The organism is Pseudomonas sp. BO3-4, assembly GCF_034044115.1.
Lineage (GTDB): Bacteria > Pseudomonadota > Gammaproteobacteria > Pseudomonadales > Pseudomonadaceae > Aquipseudomonas > Aquipseudomonas alloputida.
In genome coordinates, this window is sequence record NZ_CP139018.1 from 4,950,807 (window position 1) to 4,969,235 (window position 18,429).

At 62.9% G+C, this 18,429-nt stretch carries 16 protein-coding genes and 1 pseudogene; 2 read left to right on the forward strand and 15 right to left on the reverse strand.

Features of this window, described 5'->3' with window-relative positions; genetic code table 11:
• Positions 1-74: 74 nt before the first annotated feature.
• The 7 genes from REH59_RS22735 to prfB form a co-directional block, all read right to left on the reverse strand.
• Positions 75-401, reverse strand: coding sequence for a hypothetical protein (locus REH59_RS22735; protein ID WP_003252219.1), 327 nt, complete (start codon positions 399-401; stop codon positions 75-77).
• Positions 398-1,321: an alpha/beta hydrolase gene (locus tag REH59_RS22740; RefSeq protein WP_021785892.1), complete on the reverse strand. Its 924-nt coding sequence runs from the start codon at positions 1,319-1,321 to the stop codon at positions 398-400. The genes REH59_RS22735 and REH59_RS22740 overlap by 4 nt, the downstream gene beginning before the upstream one ends.
• Complete coding sequence (locus tag REH59_RS22745) at positions 1,293-2,570, reverse strand: flavohemoglobin expression-modulating QEGLA motif protein (RefSeq protein WP_014860545.1); 1,278 nt, start codon at positions 2,568-2,570, stop codon at positions 1,293-1,295. Before REH59_RS22745 ends, REH59_RS22740 begins: the two co-directional genes overlap by 29 nt.
• Before the next feature lie 139 nt (positions 2,571-2,709).
• Positions 2,710-3,258 (reverse strand): hypothetical protein, encoded by a 549-nt coding sequence (locus REH59_RS22750; protein WP_003252213.1) that lies wholly within the window; start codon positions 3,256-3,258, stop codon positions 2,710-2,712.
• Between the two features lie 30 nt (positions 3,259-3,288).
• Entirely contained in the window at positions 3,289-3,993 is a 705-nt protein-coding gene (locus REH59_RS22755; RefSeq protein WP_003252210.1) for a TetR/AcrR family transcriptional regulator, read from the reverse strand.
• A gap of 178 nt (positions 3,994-4,171) precedes the next feature.
• Positions 4,172-5,674 carry a lysine--tRNA ligase gene (gene lysS, locus REH59_RS22760; protein ID WP_003252208.1) on the reverse strand — a complete coding sequence of 501 codons (1,503 nt, stop codon included), beginning with the start codon at positions 5,672-5,674 and terminating at the stop codon, positions 4,172-4,174.
• A 93-nt stretch (positions 5,675-5,767) separates the two neighbouring features.
• A protein-coding gene (prfB, locus tag REH59_RS22765) for a peptide chain release factor 2 (protein ID WP_061405587.1) occupies positions 5,768-6,863 on the reverse strand; the annotation gives its coding sequence in 2 pieces (ribosomal slippage) (positions 5,768-6,790 and positions 6,792-6,863; 1,095 coding nt in all).
• 305 nt (positions 6,864-7,168) lie between these two features.
• Between prfB and REH59_RS22770 the strand changes: the two genes are divergently transcribed.
• The gene (locus REH59_RS22770; RefSeq protein WP_014860543.1) at positions 7,169-7,600 is read left to right on the forward strand and encodes a hypothetical protein; all 432 of its coding nucleotides are present in this window, start codon (positions 7,169-7,171) and stop codon (positions 7,598-7,600) included.
• Between the two features lie 62 nt (positions 7,601-7,662).
• On the opposite strand, the pseudogene REH59_RS22775 reads toward REH59_RS22770, so the two are convergent.
• The 8 genes and pseudogenes from REH59_RS22775 to REH59_RS22810 form a co-directional block, all read right to left on the reverse strand.
• Positions 7,663-8,689, reverse strand: a pseudogene (locus REH59_RS22775) (diguanylate cyclase); the annotation flags it as partial.
• 48 nt (positions 8,690-8,737) lie between these two features.
• Positions 8,738-9,751 carry a Wsp signal transduction system protein-glutamate methylesterase WspF gene (gene wspF, locus REH59_RS22780; protein WP_012053572.1) on the reverse strand — a complete coding sequence of 338 codons (1,014 nt, stop codon included), beginning with the start codon at positions 9,749-9,751 and terminating at the stop codon, positions 8,738-8,740.
• Positions 9,748-12,045, reverse strand: a complete 2,298-nt coding sequence (locus REH59_RS22785) for a hybrid sensor histidine kinase/response regulator (protein ID WP_014860540.1) — start codon at positions 12,043-12,045, stop codon at positions 9,748-9,750. The genes wspF and REH59_RS22785 overlap by 4 nt, the downstream gene beginning before the upstream one ends.
• On the reverse strand, positions 12,042-12,707 hold the full coding sequence (locus tag REH59_RS22790) for a chemotaxis protein CheW (RefSeq protein WP_003252198.1): 666 nt from the start codon (positions 12,705-12,707) through the stop codon (positions 12,042-12,044). Before REH59_RS22790 ends, REH59_RS22785 begins: the two co-directional genes overlap by 4 nt.
• The gene (locus REH59_RS22795; RefSeq protein WP_014860539.1) at positions 12,704-13,987 is read right to left on the reverse strand and encodes a CheR family methyltransferase; all 1,284 of its coding nucleotides are present in this window, start codon (positions 13,985-13,987) and stop codon (positions 12,704-12,706) included. The genes REH59_RS22790 and REH59_RS22795 overlap by 4 nt, the downstream gene beginning before the upstream one ends.
• Positions 13,984-14,490, reverse strand: coding sequence for a chemotaxis protein CheW (locus REH59_RS22800; protein WP_014860538.1), 507 nt, complete (start codon positions 14,488-14,490; stop codon positions 13,984-13,986). The genes REH59_RS22795 and REH59_RS22800 overlap by 4 nt, the downstream gene beginning before the upstream one ends.
• A gap of 5 nt (positions 14,491-14,495) precedes the next feature.
• Positions 14,496-16,118: a methyl-accepting chemotaxis protein gene (locus tag REH59_RS22805; protein ID WP_014860537.1), complete on the reverse strand. Its 1,623-nt coding sequence runs from the start codon at positions 16,116-16,118 to the stop codon at positions 14,496-14,498.
• Between the two features lie 169 nt (positions 16,119-16,287).
• Positions 16,288-16,971: a tellurite resistance TerB family protein gene (locus REH59_RS22810; RefSeq protein WP_014860536.1), complete on the reverse strand. Its 684-nt coding sequence runs from the start codon at positions 16,969-16,971 to the stop codon at positions 16,288-16,290.
• Positions 16,972-17,187: 216 nt separating this feature from the next.
• Between REH59_RS22810 and ydcS the strand changes: the two genes are divergently transcribed.
• Positions 17,188-18,339, forward strand: coding sequence for a putative ABC transporter substrate-binding protein YdcS (gene ydcS, locus REH59_RS22815; protein WP_014860535.1), 1,152 nt, complete (start codon positions 17,188-17,190; stop codon positions 18,337-18,339).
• The last annotated feature ends 90 nt before the right edge of the window (positions 18,340-18,429 follow it).

The following is an 18,429-nucleotide window of genomic DNA, read 5'->3' on the forward strand; positions in this document are numbered from 1 at the left end:
TTTCGAGTTTTGCGCGACCCTGTGGGAGCGGGCGTGCCCGCGAAGAGGCGAGTTCAGGCAGCAGGGATAATGGCTCACTGCACCTGCTGCGGTGTTTCCTCGCCCATGCAGCGCACCGCGCGCTTGCGGTTGTCCACCAGCACGCCGGTCAGGCCTTTCTGCTGGGTGTCGAACAGCACCAGCACGCCGTCGACGCACTGGGCCACTTGCGGCGCCGGGTCCAGCGATACCTTGTAGTCCTCGCCGGGGATGGTCTTGAGCATGGTGAAATCCTGCAGCAGCAGGGCATCTTCGGGCTTGGCGAAATGCAGGTAACCGTAATACCACAAGGCCCCCACCGTCACGATGATGCTACCGACGCCGGTCAGGATCAGCGGGATGGCGTTGCGTTCTTCACTCATTGCTTGTTCTTCTCGTCAGGGAAATTGGGCACTTCGGCAAGCCGCCGCAGGCCGTTGAAATGGCTGGGGTCATCGAGGAACCGCAGCATCACCTGGCGCCAGGTAGGGTCGGCGAAGGTCTGCACGTGCCCCCCCCGGGTCAGTTGCAGCACCCGCGGTGGTGGCGCGTGCTGATACAGGCGGATGCCGTTGTCCATCGGCACCAGGTTGTCGTCGATGCTGTGGAAAAACAACTTGGGCGGGCTGCTCAATCGCTCGATCGAGTGGATCGCGCTGTCGCCGTCCGGCACTAGCCACGACAGCGGAACCTGCAATGGCCAGGTCATCCAGGAGGTGCTGAGCGCAAAGCGCCCCACCGCGCGGTAACTGGCCGGCACGCCATCGAACACCAGGGCGCTGAAGCGCTGACGCTGCTCGGGGTGGACCGCCAGGTAATGAATGGCCATGGCGCCGCCCAGGCTCTGCCCCAGCAGTACCAGCGGCTTGCCCTTGACCTCGGGCGCCTGCTCCAGCCAGGCCATGGCTGCAGCAATGTCCTGATACACCTCCGGCAGGCTCGGCTGGCCCTGAGACAAGCCATAGCCGCGGTAATCGATCATCAACACCTGGTAGCCCTGCTCCGGCAACCAGTAGCTCCCCCCCAGGTGCCCTGGCAGGTTACCGCCGTTGCCGTGCAGGTGCAGCACCGTGCCCTTGACCTCGACCCCGGCCTTGGCTGGCAGCCACCAACCGTGAAGGCGGATGCCATCAGCAGTGGTCAGTGTGACATCGCGGTATTCCAGCTTGGCGCGCTCCGGGGTGAAGGCCTGACCACGCTCGGGGTAGAACAACAGGCTGCTGCAGCCGCCAAGGCTCACCAGGACCAGGCCGAGGACGAGCAGGCGGCAGTGCTCAGAGAATGTTCGCGTAGTCGGCTTCAATGCGATCCAGGCTCAGGTGGTTGAGGAAGTTGGAGAAGCACATCCAGGCCGACAACGCACTCAGGTCGCGGAACTGTTCAGGCAGGTACTTGGGCGGCTCGACCAACCCTTCCTCGACAAGTTGGCGCAGGGTGCGCATGTCTTCCAGCGTGGTCTTGCCACAGAACAGCAACGGGATCTGTTCCAGTTTGCCCTTCTTCACGGCCAACTGAATGTAGTTGTAAACCATGATGAAGCCCTTGAGATAGGACAAGTCCTTGGTGAATGGCAGGCCGTTGGGTACCGACCCGCGGAACACCCGGCTGGCGTTGCTGTAGCTCTGCGCCATCTCGAAGCCCTGCTCGCGGAAGAAACCGTAGACCTGCATGAAGTCTGCACCCTCCTCGACCATGTGGATGGCACGGGTGCGGTTGGTGAGCTTGCGCAGGCGGCTGGGGTAGGAGGCAAAGGCAATCACCTCCATGAGAATCGCCAGGCCCTCCTGGGTTACCGTCGATGAGGGCGGGCCCTTGGCCAGGAAGGTGCAGATCGGCTGGTTCAGGCCATTGAGCGTGGTGCCGACATGCACCAACCCTTCATGCACCTCCAGGGCGCGCACATCGCGGGCGTTGAACATGGCATCGGCACGCACCTTGATGTAGTCGGCACCGGCTGCGGCATCGGCGACGATACCGTCGGATTCGAACACGCGAATGGTCCCTTCAGCCTCGCCGAACACGTTGTTCAGCCGGTGCTGGAGGATCTCCACCGCCTCCTTGGCGGTGAGATTCTTTGGCTCATCCTTGAGGTCACCACGGCCATCGATGTTGTTCAGGTAGTCCGACAGCATCAGGCCAAGGTCGGCCAGGGTCGGGTCACCGGCGTGGAAAGCATCCGAGGCGGCGCCGTACAGCTCCTGGGAGATCAGGCCGAAGTCCTCGGTACCGCGCGCTTCAAGCATGCGCACCACCATGCGGTATTCGCGGCACATGCGCTTCATGATCTGCCCGACCGGGTTGAACTGGCCCAACTGGCGAATGATGTCGCGCTCGATGCCCTGGAACTCGGCCTTGACCGCGCTGGAGTCGAACGACAGCGGACGCGATTGGTAGTAGGCACGATCAACCGCCGGCGGCTCCTTGCCCTTGGCCTTGAAAAAGCCCTGGCGGATGTTGTCGTCCCACTTCACCGCGTCCAGGACCCGGATAGGCGTCTGTGCCGCGACGATGCGGTCGGACAGGGCGCGGATGGTTTGCTGGTATTCGTCCACCGGGGACTCCTTTCTAGTACACGAAACCTGTACCGGCCTCTTCGCGGGCAAGCCCGCTCCTACAGGGATATCAAGAAGCCCAGGCCTGGCAAGGCCCCTGTAGGAACGGGATTGCCCGCGAAGAGGCCGGTACAGGCCACTACTTGCCGGAACGCTGGAACCGCGCCACTTCAACGAACAGGTCGGAGTTGGCCGGGTCGTCCAGGTAGGCCAGCACCCGCGCCGCCGGGCTATCGATCAGCACGCCATCGCCGTTGTCGTCCGGCACTTCGGTACTGCGACCGGTCAGTTCCTTGTTGTCCACCGCCTGCTGTACCTGCTCGACATCCAGGTTGTAGACCACCAGCTCCTTGCCGTCGACGATATCGAAGCCGCCAATCAGGAAATTGCCACCCAGGCGCTTGGGCACGCCAGCCGACAAGTACCAGCGGTTGCCGTGGCGTGACACGGTGAACACGTACTCTTCAGGCGCCTTGCCCTTGGCCGTGGCCACTGCCTTGTAGGCGTCGCCACCGCTACGGCTGATCACCAGTTTCAACGGCTCTCCCCAGGCGTCCTTGCTGCTCCACTTGCCGAGCAAGGCCTTGGGCGCTGCCTGGTTGCTGGGCAAAGGCTCATGGAAGGTCACCAGACAACCGCCCAGCAGCAGGAATGACAAAGTCAACAACACCACACGCCAGGCTCTCATCAGGTTCTCCTTGAAAAGGTCGTTCTCGGCTCAGGCCGATGCCAGCACCAGCTGCAGGTATCGGGTAAGCATAGCGAGCATCTGCCCATCGGCTTGCGCATTCGCTTGCTTGAGCAGGCCTTGATATTCCAACTGCTCGATAATCGCCGTCAACATCTGTGCATCCTGCTCCGGCTGCCGCGAGCCCACGACCTGCAGCAATTGCCGGGTGCCGTGCAGCAGGATCTGCTCATGAGCGCACACCAGCTCAGCCAGTCGCGGGCACAGCAATGCTTCCTGGCGGAAAGCCTGCTCGGCCATCAGGAAGTCACGGCGGTTCAGCAGTTGCCGCTGAACGTAGTCGGCGGTCATGCGCGCCACCTCGTCAGCCAGCCGCGCCCGGGCCTGCGGGCTGCCATCGCCCTGTGCCAGCAACTGGCGCAACACTACCTCGGTGTTGGCCCACAGCTTGGCCATGTAAGCCGCACTGCGCTCGACGTACTGGGCAAAGGTATCGGTGAGCAGGTCCTCGATGTCCTTGAAGTAGTAGGTGGTGGCCGACAATGGCACGCCGGCCTCGGCGGCCACTGCCCGGTGGCGCACACCGCGCACGCCATCGCGCACGACAATGCGCATGGCGGCATCGAGAATCAACTGGCGACGCTGTTCGCTGCCTTGGCGGGCAGTCTTGCGGCCTTGGTATTGCACGCTTTCGGCGACGGCGGTGGCGATGCCGGCGGCGCCTTGGTCAGGCATGGCGGGTGTCACGGGGGATACCTCATGGGCGTGTTTCGTCAGTGCTGGCCCCTTCGCGGGTAAACCCGCTCCTACAAGGCCTTTGTAGGAGCGGGTTTACCCGCGAAGAGGCCGGTACTGACAACATAAAGCTTCAGGCAAGAAAAAGCCGCCTCGAAAGGCGGCTCGTTCAGCTCACTCAGGCCTGCGGACGCATGTGCGGGAACAGGATGACGTCGCGGATCGACGGCGAGTTGGTCAGCAGCATCACCAGGCGGTCGATGCCGATACCTTCACCGGCGGTCGGCGGCATGCCGTACTCCAGCGCACGAACGAAGTCGGCGTCATAGTGCATGGCTTCATCGTCACCCGCGTCCTTCTCGGCCACCTGGGCCAGGAAGCGCTCGGCCTGATCTTCGGCATCGTTGAGCTCGGAGTAGGCGTTGGCGATTTCGCGGCCACCGATGAACAGCTCGAAACGGTCGGTAACGGCCGGGTTGTCGTCGTTGCGACGGGCCAGCGGCGACACTTCGAACGGGTACTCGGTAATGAAGTGCGGCTGTTCCAGCTTGTGCTCGACCAGCTCTTCGAAAATCATCACCTGCAACTTGCCCAGGCCTTCGTGGCCCAGCACCTTGGCACCGGCCTTCTTGGCAATCTCACGGGCGCGGTCGACGTCCTGCAGGTCGGCAGCGGTCAGCTCCGGGTTGTACTTGAGGATCGAGTCGAACACCGACAGGCGTACGAACGGCTCGCCGAAGTGGAAGACCTTGTCGCCGTACGGTACGTCGGTAGAGCCCAGTACCAGTTGCGCCAGCTCGCGGAACAGTTCCTCGGTGAGGTCCATGTTGTCGCGGTAGTCGGCGTAGGCCTGGTAGAACTCGAGCATGGTGAACTCAGGGTTGTGACGAGTCGAAACGCCTTCGTTGCGGAAGTTACGGTTGATCTCGAACACTTTTTCGAAGCCACCCACGACCAGGCGCTTGAGGTACAGCTCCGGCGCGATACGCAGGAACATGGCCATGTCCAGGGCGTTGTGGTGGGTTTCGAACGGCTTGGCTGCCGCACCGCCCGGGATGGTCTGCAGCATCGGCGTTTCGACTTCAAGGAAGTCGCGCTCGATGAGGAACTTGCGGATGTGCGAGATCACCTGCGAACGCACACGGAAGGTGTGGCGGGTTTCTTCGTTGACCATCAGGTCGACGTAACGCTGGCGGTAGCGCTGCTCGGTGTCGGTCAGGCCGTGGTGCTTGTCGGGCAGCGGGCGCAGCGACTTGGTCAGCAGGCGTACGTTGGTCATTTCGACGTACAGGTCGCCCTTGCCGGAACGGGCCAGGGTGCCTTCGGCGCTGATGATGTCGCCCAGGTCCCAGGTCTTGACCGCGGCCAGGGTTTCTTCCGGCAGGGTCTTGCGGTTGACGTAGACCTGAATACGGCCAGTCATGTCCTGGATAACCATGAACGAGCCACGGTTGAGCATGATGCGGCCGGCTACCTTGACCGGGATCGCGGCTGCTTCCAGCTCTTCCTTGGTCTTGTCCGCGTACTGCTTCTGCAGGTCGTTGCAGTAGCTGTCGCGACGGAAGTCGTTGGGGAAGGCATTGCCCTTGGCACGCTCGGCGGCAAGTTTTTCCTTGCGCAGGGCGATCAGGGCGTTTTCTTCCTGTTGCAGGTCTTGCGATTCGGTCTTCAGGTCGCTCATGTCGTCATTCTTTCCATCAGGTATTCGTTGCCCGTTCCGGGCAGGGCACGCGCTACCGGCGGCTGGCCAGGTAGCGCGGCATGGGTGTGCGGCTTACAGGCCCTGCTTGAGGCTCGCTTCCAGGTACTGGTCAAGGTCGCCATCGAGGACCTTCTGGCAGTCGCTGCGTTCGACGCCGGTACGCAGGTCCTTGATGCGCGAGTCATCCAGCACGTAGGAGCGAATCTGGTGGCCCCAGCCGATGTCCGACTTGCTGTCTTCCAGCGCCTGCGAAGCGGCGTTGCGCTTCTGCATTTCCAGCTCGTACAACTTGGCCCGCAGCATTTTCATGGCGGTGTCCTTGTTGGCGTGCTGGGAACGTTCGTTCTGGCAAGCCACCACGGTGTTGGTCGGTACGTGAGTGATACGTACTGCCGAGTCGGTGGTGTTCACGTGCTGGCCACCGGCACCGGAGGAACGGTAGGTGTCGATGCGCAGGTCGGACGGGTTGATCTCGATTTCGACCTTGTCGTCGATCTCGGGCGATACGAACACCGCCGAGAACGACGTGTGGCGACGGGCACCGGAGTCGAACGGGCTCTTGCGCACCAGGCGGTGCACGCCGATTTCGGTGCGCAGCCAGCCAAAGGCGTATTCACCCTTGATGTGCACGGTGGCACCTTTGATACCGGCCACTTCACCTTCGGAAAGCTCGATGATGGTGGCGTCGAAACCACGCTTGTCGGCCCAGCGCAGGTACATGCGCAGCAGGATGTTGGCCCAGTCCTGCGCCTCGGTACCACCGGAGCCGGCCTGGATATCCAGGTAGGCGTTGTTCATGTCCATCTCGCCGCTGAACATGCGACGGAACTCAAGCTGGGCCAGGTTTTCTTCCAGGCTTTCCAGCTCGGTCACGACGTCGCCGACGGCGCCTTCGTCATTTTCTTCGACGGCCATGTCGAGCAGGTCCTGGCAGTCACCCAGGCCGTTGGACAGCTTGTCCAGGGTCTCGACGACCTGGGCCAGCATGGCACGCTCGCGGCCCAGTGCCTGGGCGTACTCAGGCTTGTTCCAGACGTTGGGGTCTTCCAGCTCGCGGTTGACTTCGATCAGGCGGTCATGCTTGTGATCGTAGTCAAAGATACCCCCGAATTGACTGGGAACGCTCGGTGAGGTCCTTGATGGTGTTCAGGATCGGTTGGATTTCCATGGGCTGGCTACTCGCGCGAATTCGGTGAAAAGCCCGCGAGTATAACGCAGTCGGAGGCGCGGCGGCAGACCCGCCCGGCAGGGAAACCCCACAGGTTTGGAGCATGCCGATCACGGCGAAAACCACAAACGCAGACAAGCGCCAGAAATGTGCTGACTGGGAATAATTGGAACGAGGAATTTCAGAGGTTTTGCATGCGCGCTCCCTGTCGGAACTGGCATTTCTGCCAGTTGCACGCATCAGCGGCAGCTATTCAACTCTTACCTCGTAATACCGACCTGCAATCCCATCCAGGCGAGGCCAAAATGAATGCCACCAAAATCATCGAAATTTACCCTAAATCAGCCACAGGCAGCGAATGGAGACTTAAAGGTGAGTTCGGCACCCTGACCATACCGAAAGAAAGAAACGGCTCGCTCAGCCTTAAAGCCATAACCAACCCAAGCGGCACCCCTACAAAATACAGATTCGAGATGAATATTCTCTTCCCTGGCGTCGAGGGTGGGTCCCAGGAAAGCCTGGAGCAAGTCAGGACGGAGTTCATCTTCGCGAGCTCAATCAACCGCATAGAACATAGCGTCGACCAGAAATTGGTCACCTATGATTACTACGGCGATGACAATACGCTCAAGGTCAAGTCCATTTATCCGTGCAAGGTCGCCTACCAGCTTGTCTACAAGAATGGCGACATGGTTATCTTTCACGGCCCTACAAGGTACATAGAAATCGTGGAGTGAGCGTTATAAAAACAGGGGTATCGATACCGCCAGCCATCTTCGTCAACATGCTGAACAGTGCGCGCTGGCGGTATTCGCCCCTCAAGCAACGCCCACTTGGTTCCGGCCGCTGTTCTTGGCCAGATACAGCCCCTTGTCCGCCGCCGAAATCAGCTGCCGGCAATGGCTGCCGATGGTCGGGGTCTGGGTCGCCAGGCCGATGCTCACCGCCAGGCACGAGTCGGCCACCGGAGCGGAATGCGGAATGCCCAGGCCCAGTACGGTCTGGCGCAGCTTCTCGGCCACCAGCCGTGCCCCGCCTGGCGAGGTGTTGGGCAGCACCAGGGCGAACTCTTCGCCACCATAGCGCGCCGGCAGGTCGGTGGGCCGCGAGCAGGAGCCACGAATGGCCTCGGCGACCTTGCGCAAGGCCTCGTCACCGGCCAGGTGGCCAAAGCTGTCGTTGTAGGCCTTGAAATAATCGACATCGATCATCAGCAACGACAACTGCTGCTGTTCACGCATGGCCCGGCGCCACTCCAGCTCCAGGTATTCGTCGAAGTGCCGGCGGTTGGACAGCCCGGTCAGGCCATCGGAGTTCATCAGCCGCTGCAGCATCAGGTTGGAATCAAGCAACTGCTGCTGGCTGACGCGCAGGGCACGGTAGGCCTCGTCGCGCTGCAGCAGGGTCAGGTAGGAACGCGAGTGGTAACGGATGCGTGCCACCAGTTCGATGGTGTCAGGCAGCTTGACCAGGTAGTCGTTGGCCCCGGCGGCAAATGCTGCACTCTTGACCAGCGGGTCTTCCTTGGTCGACAGGACGATGATCGGGATGTCCTGGGTCACCGGGTTGTTGCGGTACTCGCGCACCAGGGTCAAGCCGTCCAGGCCAGGCATGATCAGGTCTTGAAGAATGACCGTGGGCTTGATGCGCATGGCCTGGGCCACCGCCTGGTGCGGGTCGGCGCAGAAGTGGAAGTCGATGTTGTCTTCATCGGCCAAGCCACGCCGCACCGCTTCGCCGATCATGGCCTGGTCATCGACCAGCAGCACCATCGCCGAGTTCTCGTTGGTGGTCGCGAAACCTTCGATCGGTAAATCATTCATCATTGTTCACCCGATCACTACCGGCCTGGCGGCGTGATTCAATACATTTCGTCATTTTGCGAAAAATTCAGTCAAGCGCCCGGCTATGCGTTCCAGCGGGCGAATTTCCACCGCGGCATCAATAGCCGCAGCAGCCTTGGGCATGCCGTACACCGCGCTGCTGGCCTGGTCCTGGGCAATGGTCAGAAAGCCCTGCTGACGCATCAGCTTCAGGCCCTGGGCACCGTCGCGGCCCATGCCGGTGAGCAGCACGCCCACCGCATCACCATTCCAGTAACGTGCCACGCTCTCAAAGAACACATCGATCGAGGGCCGGTAGATTTCATTCACAGGTTCGGCAGTGTAGGCCAGTTGGCCGCTCTGTAGCAGGCGAATGTGGTGGTTGGTACCGGCCAGGAGTACCTGCCCTGGCTGCGGCGGTTCGCCTTCACGGGCCAGGCGCACCGGCAGGCCTGCTGCGCTGCTGAGCCATTCGGCCATGCCTGCGGCAAACACCTGGTCCACATGCTGGACCAGCACGATGGCCGCCGGAAACGCGGCCGGCAAACCCTTGAGCAGCACTTCGAGTGCTGCCGGCCCCCCCGCCGAAGACCCGATTGCCACCAACCCGCGGCGCTGGGAAGCCTCGCGCAGCGGCGCAGCCACCGACCTTGCGGCAGGTGCCCGCTGCTGGCCGACCAGCCAGCCAATATTGAGGATCTTGCGCAGCAATGGCGCCGCTGCTTCGCGGGCATCGCCAGCGCCCAGCGCAGGCGTGTCGACCACATCGAGAGCGCCATGGCCCATGGCCTCGAACACCCGGTGTACGTTCTGTTTACGGTCGACCGTGACGATGACAATGGCGCACGGGGTCTCGGCCATGATCCGCCGGGTCGCCTCGACACCGTCCATCACCGGCATGATCAGGTCCATGAGGATCAGGTCCGGTAACTGCTCGGTGCAGCGCTGCACCGCCTCGGCACCGTTGCTGGCCACCCACACAACCTGGTGTGCGGGCTCCAGGGCGACCGCCCGGCGCAACGCTTCGACGGCCAGGGGCATGTCATTGACGATGGCGATCTTCATCCCTGAGCACCTCCGATCAGCTCCACCACAGCATCCAGCAACGCATCGTCGTGGAAACTGGCCTTTGCCAAATAGTAGTCGGCGCCAGCGTCCAGCCCGCGCCGTCGGTCTTCCTCACGGTCTTTATAGGACACCACCATCACCGGCAACGACTGCAGGCGCTGGTCGCGACGCACCAGGGTAACCAGCTCGATACCGTCCATGCGCGGCATGTCGATGTCGGTGATCAGCAGGTCGAAGTCCTCACTGCGCAGGGCGTTCCAGCCGTCCATGCCATCCACCGCCACCGCCACGTCGTAGCCACGGTTGCCCAGCAGCTTGCGCTGCAGTTCGCGCACGGTCAGCGAGTCGTCGACCACCAGGATGCGTTTGCGGACTGCGCCACGGGCTCCGCTGCTGCCGCGCTCGATGCGCTCCAGGCTGCCGGTGCTGAGCAGTTTTTCCACCGAGCGTAGCAAGTCTTCGACATCGACAATCAGGACCACCGAGCCATCATCGAGCAAGGCGCCGGAGGAAATGTCCTGCACCTTCCCCAGGCGTGGGTCGAGCGGCATCACGACCAGCACCCGCTCCCCCACCAACCGCTCCACGGCCACCCCGTACAGCTGCTCGCGCTCACGAATCACCACTACCCGCAAGCTGGCTTCGTCGCTTTGCCCCGCCGGGCGATTGAGCAACTGGCTGGCCGCCACCAGGCCAATATGCCGGCCTTCATGCCAGAAGTGCTGGCGCCCTTCGATCTGCACGATCTGTTCGGCGGTCACTTCCAGCGTGCGTTCGATATGCGCCAGCGGGAAGGCGTAAGCCTCCCCGCCCACCTCGACCACCAGGCTGCGAACGACCGACAGGGTCAGCGGTACCTGAAGATGGAAGCGACAGCCCTGCCCTGCCACCTGGGTCAATTCGATCGAGCCGCGCAGCTCGCGGATCAAGTGCTGCACCGCATCCAGCCCCACACCGCGCCCGGACACTTCGGTAACCTTGTCACGCAGGCTGAAACCGGGCAGGAACAGGAACGTCAGCAGCTCCGCCTCACTCATCCGCGTCACCGTGTCAGCGGGCGACAGGGCGCGCTCGACGATGCTGCTGCGCAGGCGCTCCAGGTCGATACCGGCGCCATCGTCGACCAGCTCCAGGCTGAGCATGCCCGCCTGGTGCGAAGCCCGCAGGCGGATCACCCCCTCGTCCGGCTTGCCCGCCAGCAGGCGCCGCTCGGGCAACTCGATGCCGTGGTCGACGGCATTGCGCAACAGGTGGGTCAGCGGTGCTTCGAGCTTTTCCAGCACATCGCGGTCGACCTGGGTCTTCTCCCCTTCCACCACCAGCCGCACCGGCTTGCCCAGCGAACGGCCCAGGTCGCGGACCATCCGGCTTTGCCCGGTCAGTACGTCGGCAAACGGCCGCATCCGACAGGCCAGGGCGGTGTCATACAACAACTGCGCACGCTGACTGGCCTGCCAGCCGAACTCATCCAGGTCGGCTGCCTGCTGCTGCAGAATCTGCTGGGTCTCTGCCAGCAGGCGCTGGGTCTGTGCCAAGGCTTCGAGCACCTCACTGCCCTGCCCCGTGCCTTCCAGTTGCATGCGCAAGCCGTCAAGCGCCTGCATACCTTGGCCGTGCATGCGCTTGAGGCGCTGAAGGGTAGCCAGGTATGGCTTGAGCCGCTGGGTTTCCACCAGCGACTTGCTGGACAGGTCAAGCAGGCTATTAAGGCGGTCAGCTGTGACACGCAGTACCCGCTCAGCACCTTCGCCAGCGCGCTTGCCAGCCTTGCGCCGCAGGGCGGGTTCGGGCTCTGGTTCCCGCGGTCCGGCTGGCATTACCACAGGTGCAGGCGGCAGGGTTGCCAGCGGCGGCTCCGGCGGCACGGATGCAGCCAGCGGCACCACAGGCATGGCAGAGGCGCCCGGGTCGAGCAGGCTGGCCATTTGCGCAAGAAACACCGGCAAGGTCGCCTGCGCACCGGCATCGCCGGGCGTGGCAATACGCATCAACAGGTCGGTACCTTGCAACAGCGCGTCAATATGCTCGGCGGTCAGCCGCAGTCGGCCTTCCTGGGCCGCCACCAGACAGTCTTCCATGACGTGGGCGACACTGACGCCAGCATCCACCCCGACAATGCGCGCTGCCCCCTTGAGCGAGTGGGCAGCGCGCATGCAGGCCTCGAGCTGGTCGGCCTGAGTAGGGTTGCGTTCCAGTGCCATCAGGCCGGCACTGAGCACTTGGGTCTGCGCCTCGGCCTCCAGGCTGAACAGTTCGAGCAACGATGCGTCGCGCATTTGCTCTGGGGTCATGACAGGCTCCGCTGCACGGCAGACAGTAAATGTTGATCGTCCAGAACCCGCACGCTGCGGCCGCGCCACTGCAAGACTGCGGCGGTGAAGCGTGTGGCGTCCCGGCCACTGCCCAGCAACTGCGGGTCGAGCCGGTGAATACCGTCGATTTCCTCGACAGCCATCACCACCGGCCCGCCTTCGGCGGCCAGAATCAGCATACGGGGCATCGCCCGTGCGCTGCGTTGCTCGGTGGAGCCGGCCTGCACCCCCAGCAAATCAGCCAGTGACAGGCACGGCACCAACGCACCGCGCACATTGGCAACCCCATGCAGCAGCCGCGAGCGCTGGTGCGGCAATGAATGCACCGCCTGCAGCGGGGCGATTTCGGCCAGGCAGGCGGTAGCCAGCGCCAGCCACTCTTCGCCCAGACGGAACAGCAGCATGGAGCGACCGGTGTTTTCCGCGTCTGGCTGCACCGCCGCAGCCTGGTGCTCCTGCACCAGCGCATAGCGGTCGAGCAAACGCGTGGCCGCAGCGGCATACACCTCGCAATTGCGGCAATGGACATGCCGCTCCAGCAGTGGGCACTGCTTGTCCCCGCGCACGCCAATGCGGTTCCAGCAGTCGTCAATGTGCGCGTCATCCTCGGCGAGCAACTGCATCGCGGATTCACTGTTCATCGTTCAGACTCCCGGCCAGCCCGCGCCGCGCGCGCCTGAAGGCGCCGAGCGCCGGCCAGGTCACCCTGGGCCGCCAGCAAAGCGGCCAGGTGCACCAGCGCCTCGGGGTGCTGTGGTTCCAGGTACAGGGCCTTGCGATAGTGGCTCAGCGCCTGCTGCGCATCGCCTTCGGTATCACTGAGCAAACCCAGCCAGTAGTACACCTGTGCCGACGGCGGGTACTGGCTCAGGTAGCGTTGGCATTCGCTACGGGCCTGATCGCTGGCACCGGCATTGGCCAGCCGGGCAATGTCGGCCAGCAATTCGCTGGCCCCCTCGTGCCTGTGCTCGCGGGCTGGCGCTGGCCTGGCCACCACGGGCAGCACACGCAGCGGACGCAGCGGACGCGGCAACGGCACACTGGGCTGCGGATAAACCGGTGCGGGCAACGCCGTGAACGCACGCTTGGCGGGTTGGGCGGGTGCCGCTGCCAAGGGGGCGCTGTCGCCTTCATGACGCACATAGGCAAACGACTGGGCGATCCCCAATGGACGCATGCCCATGCGTGCCAACAAGCTGCCTTCGGCCGGGCCGATGAACAGCACACCCTGCGGATGCAGCAAGCGCTTGAGCACTTCGAACACACGCTGTTGGGTCGGTACGTCGAAATAGATCAACAGATTGCGACAGAACACGAAGTCATACAGGCCGTCGCGGCTGGCCAGCGCCGGGTCAAGCACATTGCCCACCCGCAGGCTGACTTGCTGGCGTACCCGCTCATGCAGGCGGTGGCCTTCGTCCAGAGCATCGAAGTAGCGCTCGCGAAAACCCAGTTCGCTACCCCGGAACGCATTGCGCCCATACAACGCCTGCACGGCCTTGGCTACTGAACTTGGGCTGATGTCCATTCCATCGACAAGGAATGCCCCAGGCGCCATGCCGGCGTCAAACAAGGCCATGGCCAGCGAATAGGGCTCCTCGCCAGTAGAACACGGCAGGCTGAGTAATCGCAGCGGGCGCGCGCCAGCCAGTTTAGCCAGGCGTTTATGGGCCAGGCTGGCCAGCGCAGTGAAGGATTCGGGGTAACGGAAAAACCAGGTTTCCGGGACGATCACCGCTTCGATCAGCGCCTGTTGCTCATCTGCCGACTGCTGCAGGCGCAGCCAGTAATCGTCCAGGTCCATCGCGCCCGCAGCCACGCAACGTTGGCGCAGCGCGCGTTCGACCATGGGCGCGCCCACCGACTCCACGTCCAGGCCAATACGCTCGCGCAAGAAGCGGAAGAAACGCTGTTCGTTCATGTTGGCATCCCTGTCGGGTCTTGCGTGTACAGCAATGCGTGCACGGTGTCGGGCAGCAGGTCATTGACTTCGATGCGCTGCAGCAGCCCCTGGGCATCCTGGCGCACCGGGCCCAGATAAGGCGCTTCACCGGTGTCCACCCCATAGGGCTGGAACTCGTCCGGTTGGCAACGCAGGGTTTCGGTGGCCTGCTCCAGGATCAGGCCAAGCTGCAGGCCGCCTCGGTAGTGCACCAGTACCAGGCGGGTGCTGGTGCGTTGCACCGCCGGCTGGCCAAAGCTCAAGGCGGCAAGGTCGATGACCGGAACCAACTGGCCACGATGGGCGAGGATGCCCGCGACCCAGGCAGGTGCCTGGGCGATCGGCTTGAGCGGCTGACGCGGCAACACTTCGATCACCTCGTGCACGCTCAGGGCAAAACGCTGCGTTCTGATGCGAAACTGCAGGTACAACGCCCCCTCGGTGTTCGCCGCCCGCGCGGTGCGCAGTCGCAAGTCGTTCATCGCGGTCAGACTTTGAAGCGCGACACGCCGCCACGCAGGCCCGCGGCCACCTGGCTCAGCTCATCGATGGCATAGCTGGCCTGGCGCAGCGACTCGACAGTCTGGGTGCTGGCATCGCTGAGCTGGGCCAGTGCCTGGTTGATCTGCTCGGCACCGGTGGCCTGGGCCTGCATGCCTTCGTTGACCATCAATACGCGCGGCGCCAACGCCTGCACCTGGTGAATGATCTGGCTGAGTTGCTCGCCCACCTGTTGCACCTCGAACATGCCGCGGCGCACTTCTTCGGAGAACTTGTCCATCCCCATGACACCGGCCGACACTGCCGACTGGATCTCGCGCACCATTTGCTCGATGTCGTAGGTGGCCACGGCGGTCTGGTCGGCCAGGCGGCGCACTTCGGTCGCGACCACGGCAAAGCCGCGGCCATATTCACCGGCCTTTTCCGCTTCGATGGCGGCGTTGAGCGACAGCAGATTGGTCTGGTCGGCAACCTTGACGATGGTTACCACCATCTGGGTGATGTTGCTGGCTTTCTCGTTGAGGATACCAAGCTTGGCATTGACCAGGTCGGCAGCGCCCATCACCTGGTGCATGGTCTCTTCCATGCGTGCCAGGCCCTGTTGCCCGGAGCCTGCCAGACTGGATGCCTGATCAGCCGCCGTCGTCACTTCGGTCATGGTGCGCACCAGGTCCCGCGAAGTCGCGGCGATTTCCCGCGAGGTGGCGCCAATTTCGGTGGTGGTGGCGGCCGTCTCGGTGGCGGTGGCCTGCTGTTGCTTGGACGTGGCGGCAATTTCGGTGACCGAAGTGGTCACCTGCACCGACGAGCGTTGGGCCTGGGCCACCAGGTTGGCCAGTGCCTCGGCCATTTCGTTGAAGCCGCTTTCAATGGCACCAAATTCGTCCTTGCGATCCAGGCTCAGGCGCATGCTCAGGTCACCGGAACGCAGCTTGTCGAGGGCATGCACGATACGCTGCATGGGCGCTGTGATAGCGCGCAGCAGCAACAGGCCGCAGATGCCGGCAGCGATGATTGCCAGCAACAGGGAAACCACCATGCTGCCTTTGGCCGTGTTGACCGCGTTGACGATCTCGTTGGTGGCGGCATCAGCAGAGGCCCGATTGTTCTCGATGACTTCATTGAGGTGCTCGCGCCCATCCTTCCAGGCCGGAGTGAGGACCTCGGTGATCAGCCGCTGGGCCTCGTCGTAGTTGCGCTGACCGTACGCATCCAGCACCTGGTTGACGATTTTGAGGTAGCTTTCTTCCAGTTGCACGAAGCTGTCGAAGCGGACCTGGTCGTCTTTGTCCTGGATGGTGGCCTGGTAGCTGGCCATGTATTGCTTCAGCCGGTTATCGAAGCTTCTGAACAGTTCCAGGTCGGCCGAAGTGATTTCACGATGGTTGGACAGGCCCACCAGTTGCTGGCTGGTGACGTAGCTGTCGACCCAGGCGCTGCGGATCATCGAGCTGTAGTAGACGCCGGGAATGCTGTCGGTCCCCACCGCCTCTTCGGCGGTTTCGATAGTCACCAACCGCGAGTAGGCGGCCACGATCATCAGCAGCATGATGGCGATGATCACGGCGAAACTTGCCAGGATCCGTTGGCGCAAGGTCCAGTTCTTCACATTCAGCCCTCAGGAATTCACAACGAGCGGGAAAAATCGCCGAAGTATAGCCCAGAGGTCTTACGGTTTATCGGGCGAAATGCGCGGATTGGGTAAAAGCTGGCAAGGCTTGCCGTGACATTTTCCGCGCTCGGTTCGACAAGCGCAGAAAATGTCCTGATAAGCGCTGCTACTGCGCAACCGCATCCCTCACCTGAGCCTCCAGCGCCTGGCGCAAGCCCGGGTCCAGCCGCAGCTGACGTGCCAGCTCGTCCAGGTAGGCACGCTCCATGAAGTTTTCCTGATCGACCATCATCACGCTGGCCAGGTACATCTCGGCAGCCATCTCCGGTGTTTGCGCAGCACGGGCCACTTCGGCAGGGTCCAGCGGTTTGTTCAGCTCGGCATGCAGCCAGTGCTGCAATTCGCGGTCGCTGTCCAGGCGCGTGAATTCGCCCTCGATCAACGCCCGCTCGCGCTCGTCGATATGCCCATCGGACTTGGCCGCCGCCACCAGGGCGCGCAGTACCGCCTGGCTGTGCTGCTCGGCCTGGGCCGGCGGCAGGCGGTCGAGGGTTTGAGGCTCGGCTGCGGCCCCCCGCTGGTTTGCCTGCCAGTTGCCGTAAGCTTTATAGGCCAGCACCCCCAGCGCGGCGAGGCCGCCGTATGTCAGGGCTTTGCCACCGTACTTGCGGGCCTTCTTGCTACCCAGCAACAGGCCCAGAGCGCCCCCACCCAGCAGGCCGCCCCCTGCTCCGGACAACAACCCGCCCAACCCGCCTGAAGGGTTGCCAGGCTTGGTGGCGCCCCCCTGCTTCTCGAGCAGTTGCTGGCCGGATTTGAGGAGTTGATCAAGCAAGCCCCGGGTATTCATTCGCGTGTCTCCACGTAAGAAGATTCAAACGCCAGAGTAAGGCTTGGCCGAGCACACGCCATGCAGGGATTTGCTTCAGGATGTTGCGTTAGCTGGCAAAAAGCCAACTAGACTCGATATCGCCAATACCTCGCACTCACGCACTACGCTTATAACAATTGCTTCACTGCTTGCCTCATGACTGCCCGAACAAGATCGCCAAGAAGAGGGAACACCATGTCAGTGCACAAGACCGCATTGCTCGGCGCCACCACCTGCGCCATGCTGGCCAGCGCCAGCCTGCAGGCCGCCGAAGCGCCCAAGGCCCTGGAGGCCGGCGAGGGGCGCCTGGACATCGTCGCCTGGCCCGGCTACATCGAACGCGGTGAAAGCGACAAGGCCTACGACTGGGTGACCGGTTTCGAAAAGGAAACCGGCTGCAAGGTCAGCGTGAAAACGGCCGCCACCTCGGACGAGATGGTCAGCCTGATGACCAAGGGCGGCTATGACCTGGTCACCGCCTCGGGCGATGCATCGCTGCGGCTGATTGCAGGCAAGCGCGTACAGCCGATCAACACCGCCTTGATCCCCAACTGGAAAACCATCGACCCGCGCCTGCAGAACGGTGGCTGGTATGTGGTCGACAAGCAGGTGTACGGCACGCCGTACCAGTGGGGGCCAAACGTGCTGCTGTACAACACCAACACCTTCAAGCAGGCACCCACCAGCTGGAGCGTGGTGTTCGAGCCGCAGAACCTGCCCGACGGCAAGCCAAACAAGGGCCGCGTGCAAGCCTATGACGGGCCGATCTACATCGCCGATGCAGCGCTGTACCTGAAGTCGGCCAGGCCCGAACTGGGCATCAAGGACCCGTACGAACTGAACGAGGCACAATACAAGGCCGTGCTGGAATTGCTGCGCCAGCAACAACCGCTGATCCACCGCTATTGGCATGACGCCACGGTCCAGATGAGCGATGTGAAAAACGAAGGCGTGGTTGCCTCCAGCTCCTGGGGCTACATGGTCAATGGCCTCAAGGCCGAGAACCAGCCAGTGGCCTCGACCATTCCCAAGGAGGGCGCGACCGGCTGGGCCGACACCACCATGCTGCACGCCGAGGCCAAGCACCCCAATTGCGCCTACAAATGGATGGACTGGTCGTTGCAACCTAAGGTGCAAGGCGATGTGGCGGCCTGGTTTGGCTCGTTGCCGGCTGTGCCGGCGGCGTGCACCGGCAGCGAGCTGCTGGGGGCCGAGGGCTGCAAGACCAACGGCTTTGACAACTTCGACAAGATTGCCTTCTGGAAAACACCGCAGGCCCAAGGCGGCAAGTTCGTGCCTTACAGCCGCTGGACCCAGGACTACATTGCGATCATGGGTGGTCGCTGAGGTTGTCTGAATGCCTGTACCGGCCTTTTCCCGGGCAAGCCCGCGCCCCCAGGTTCTTCACCGCCTGCAAGGGTGGCGCTTCTCCCGTAG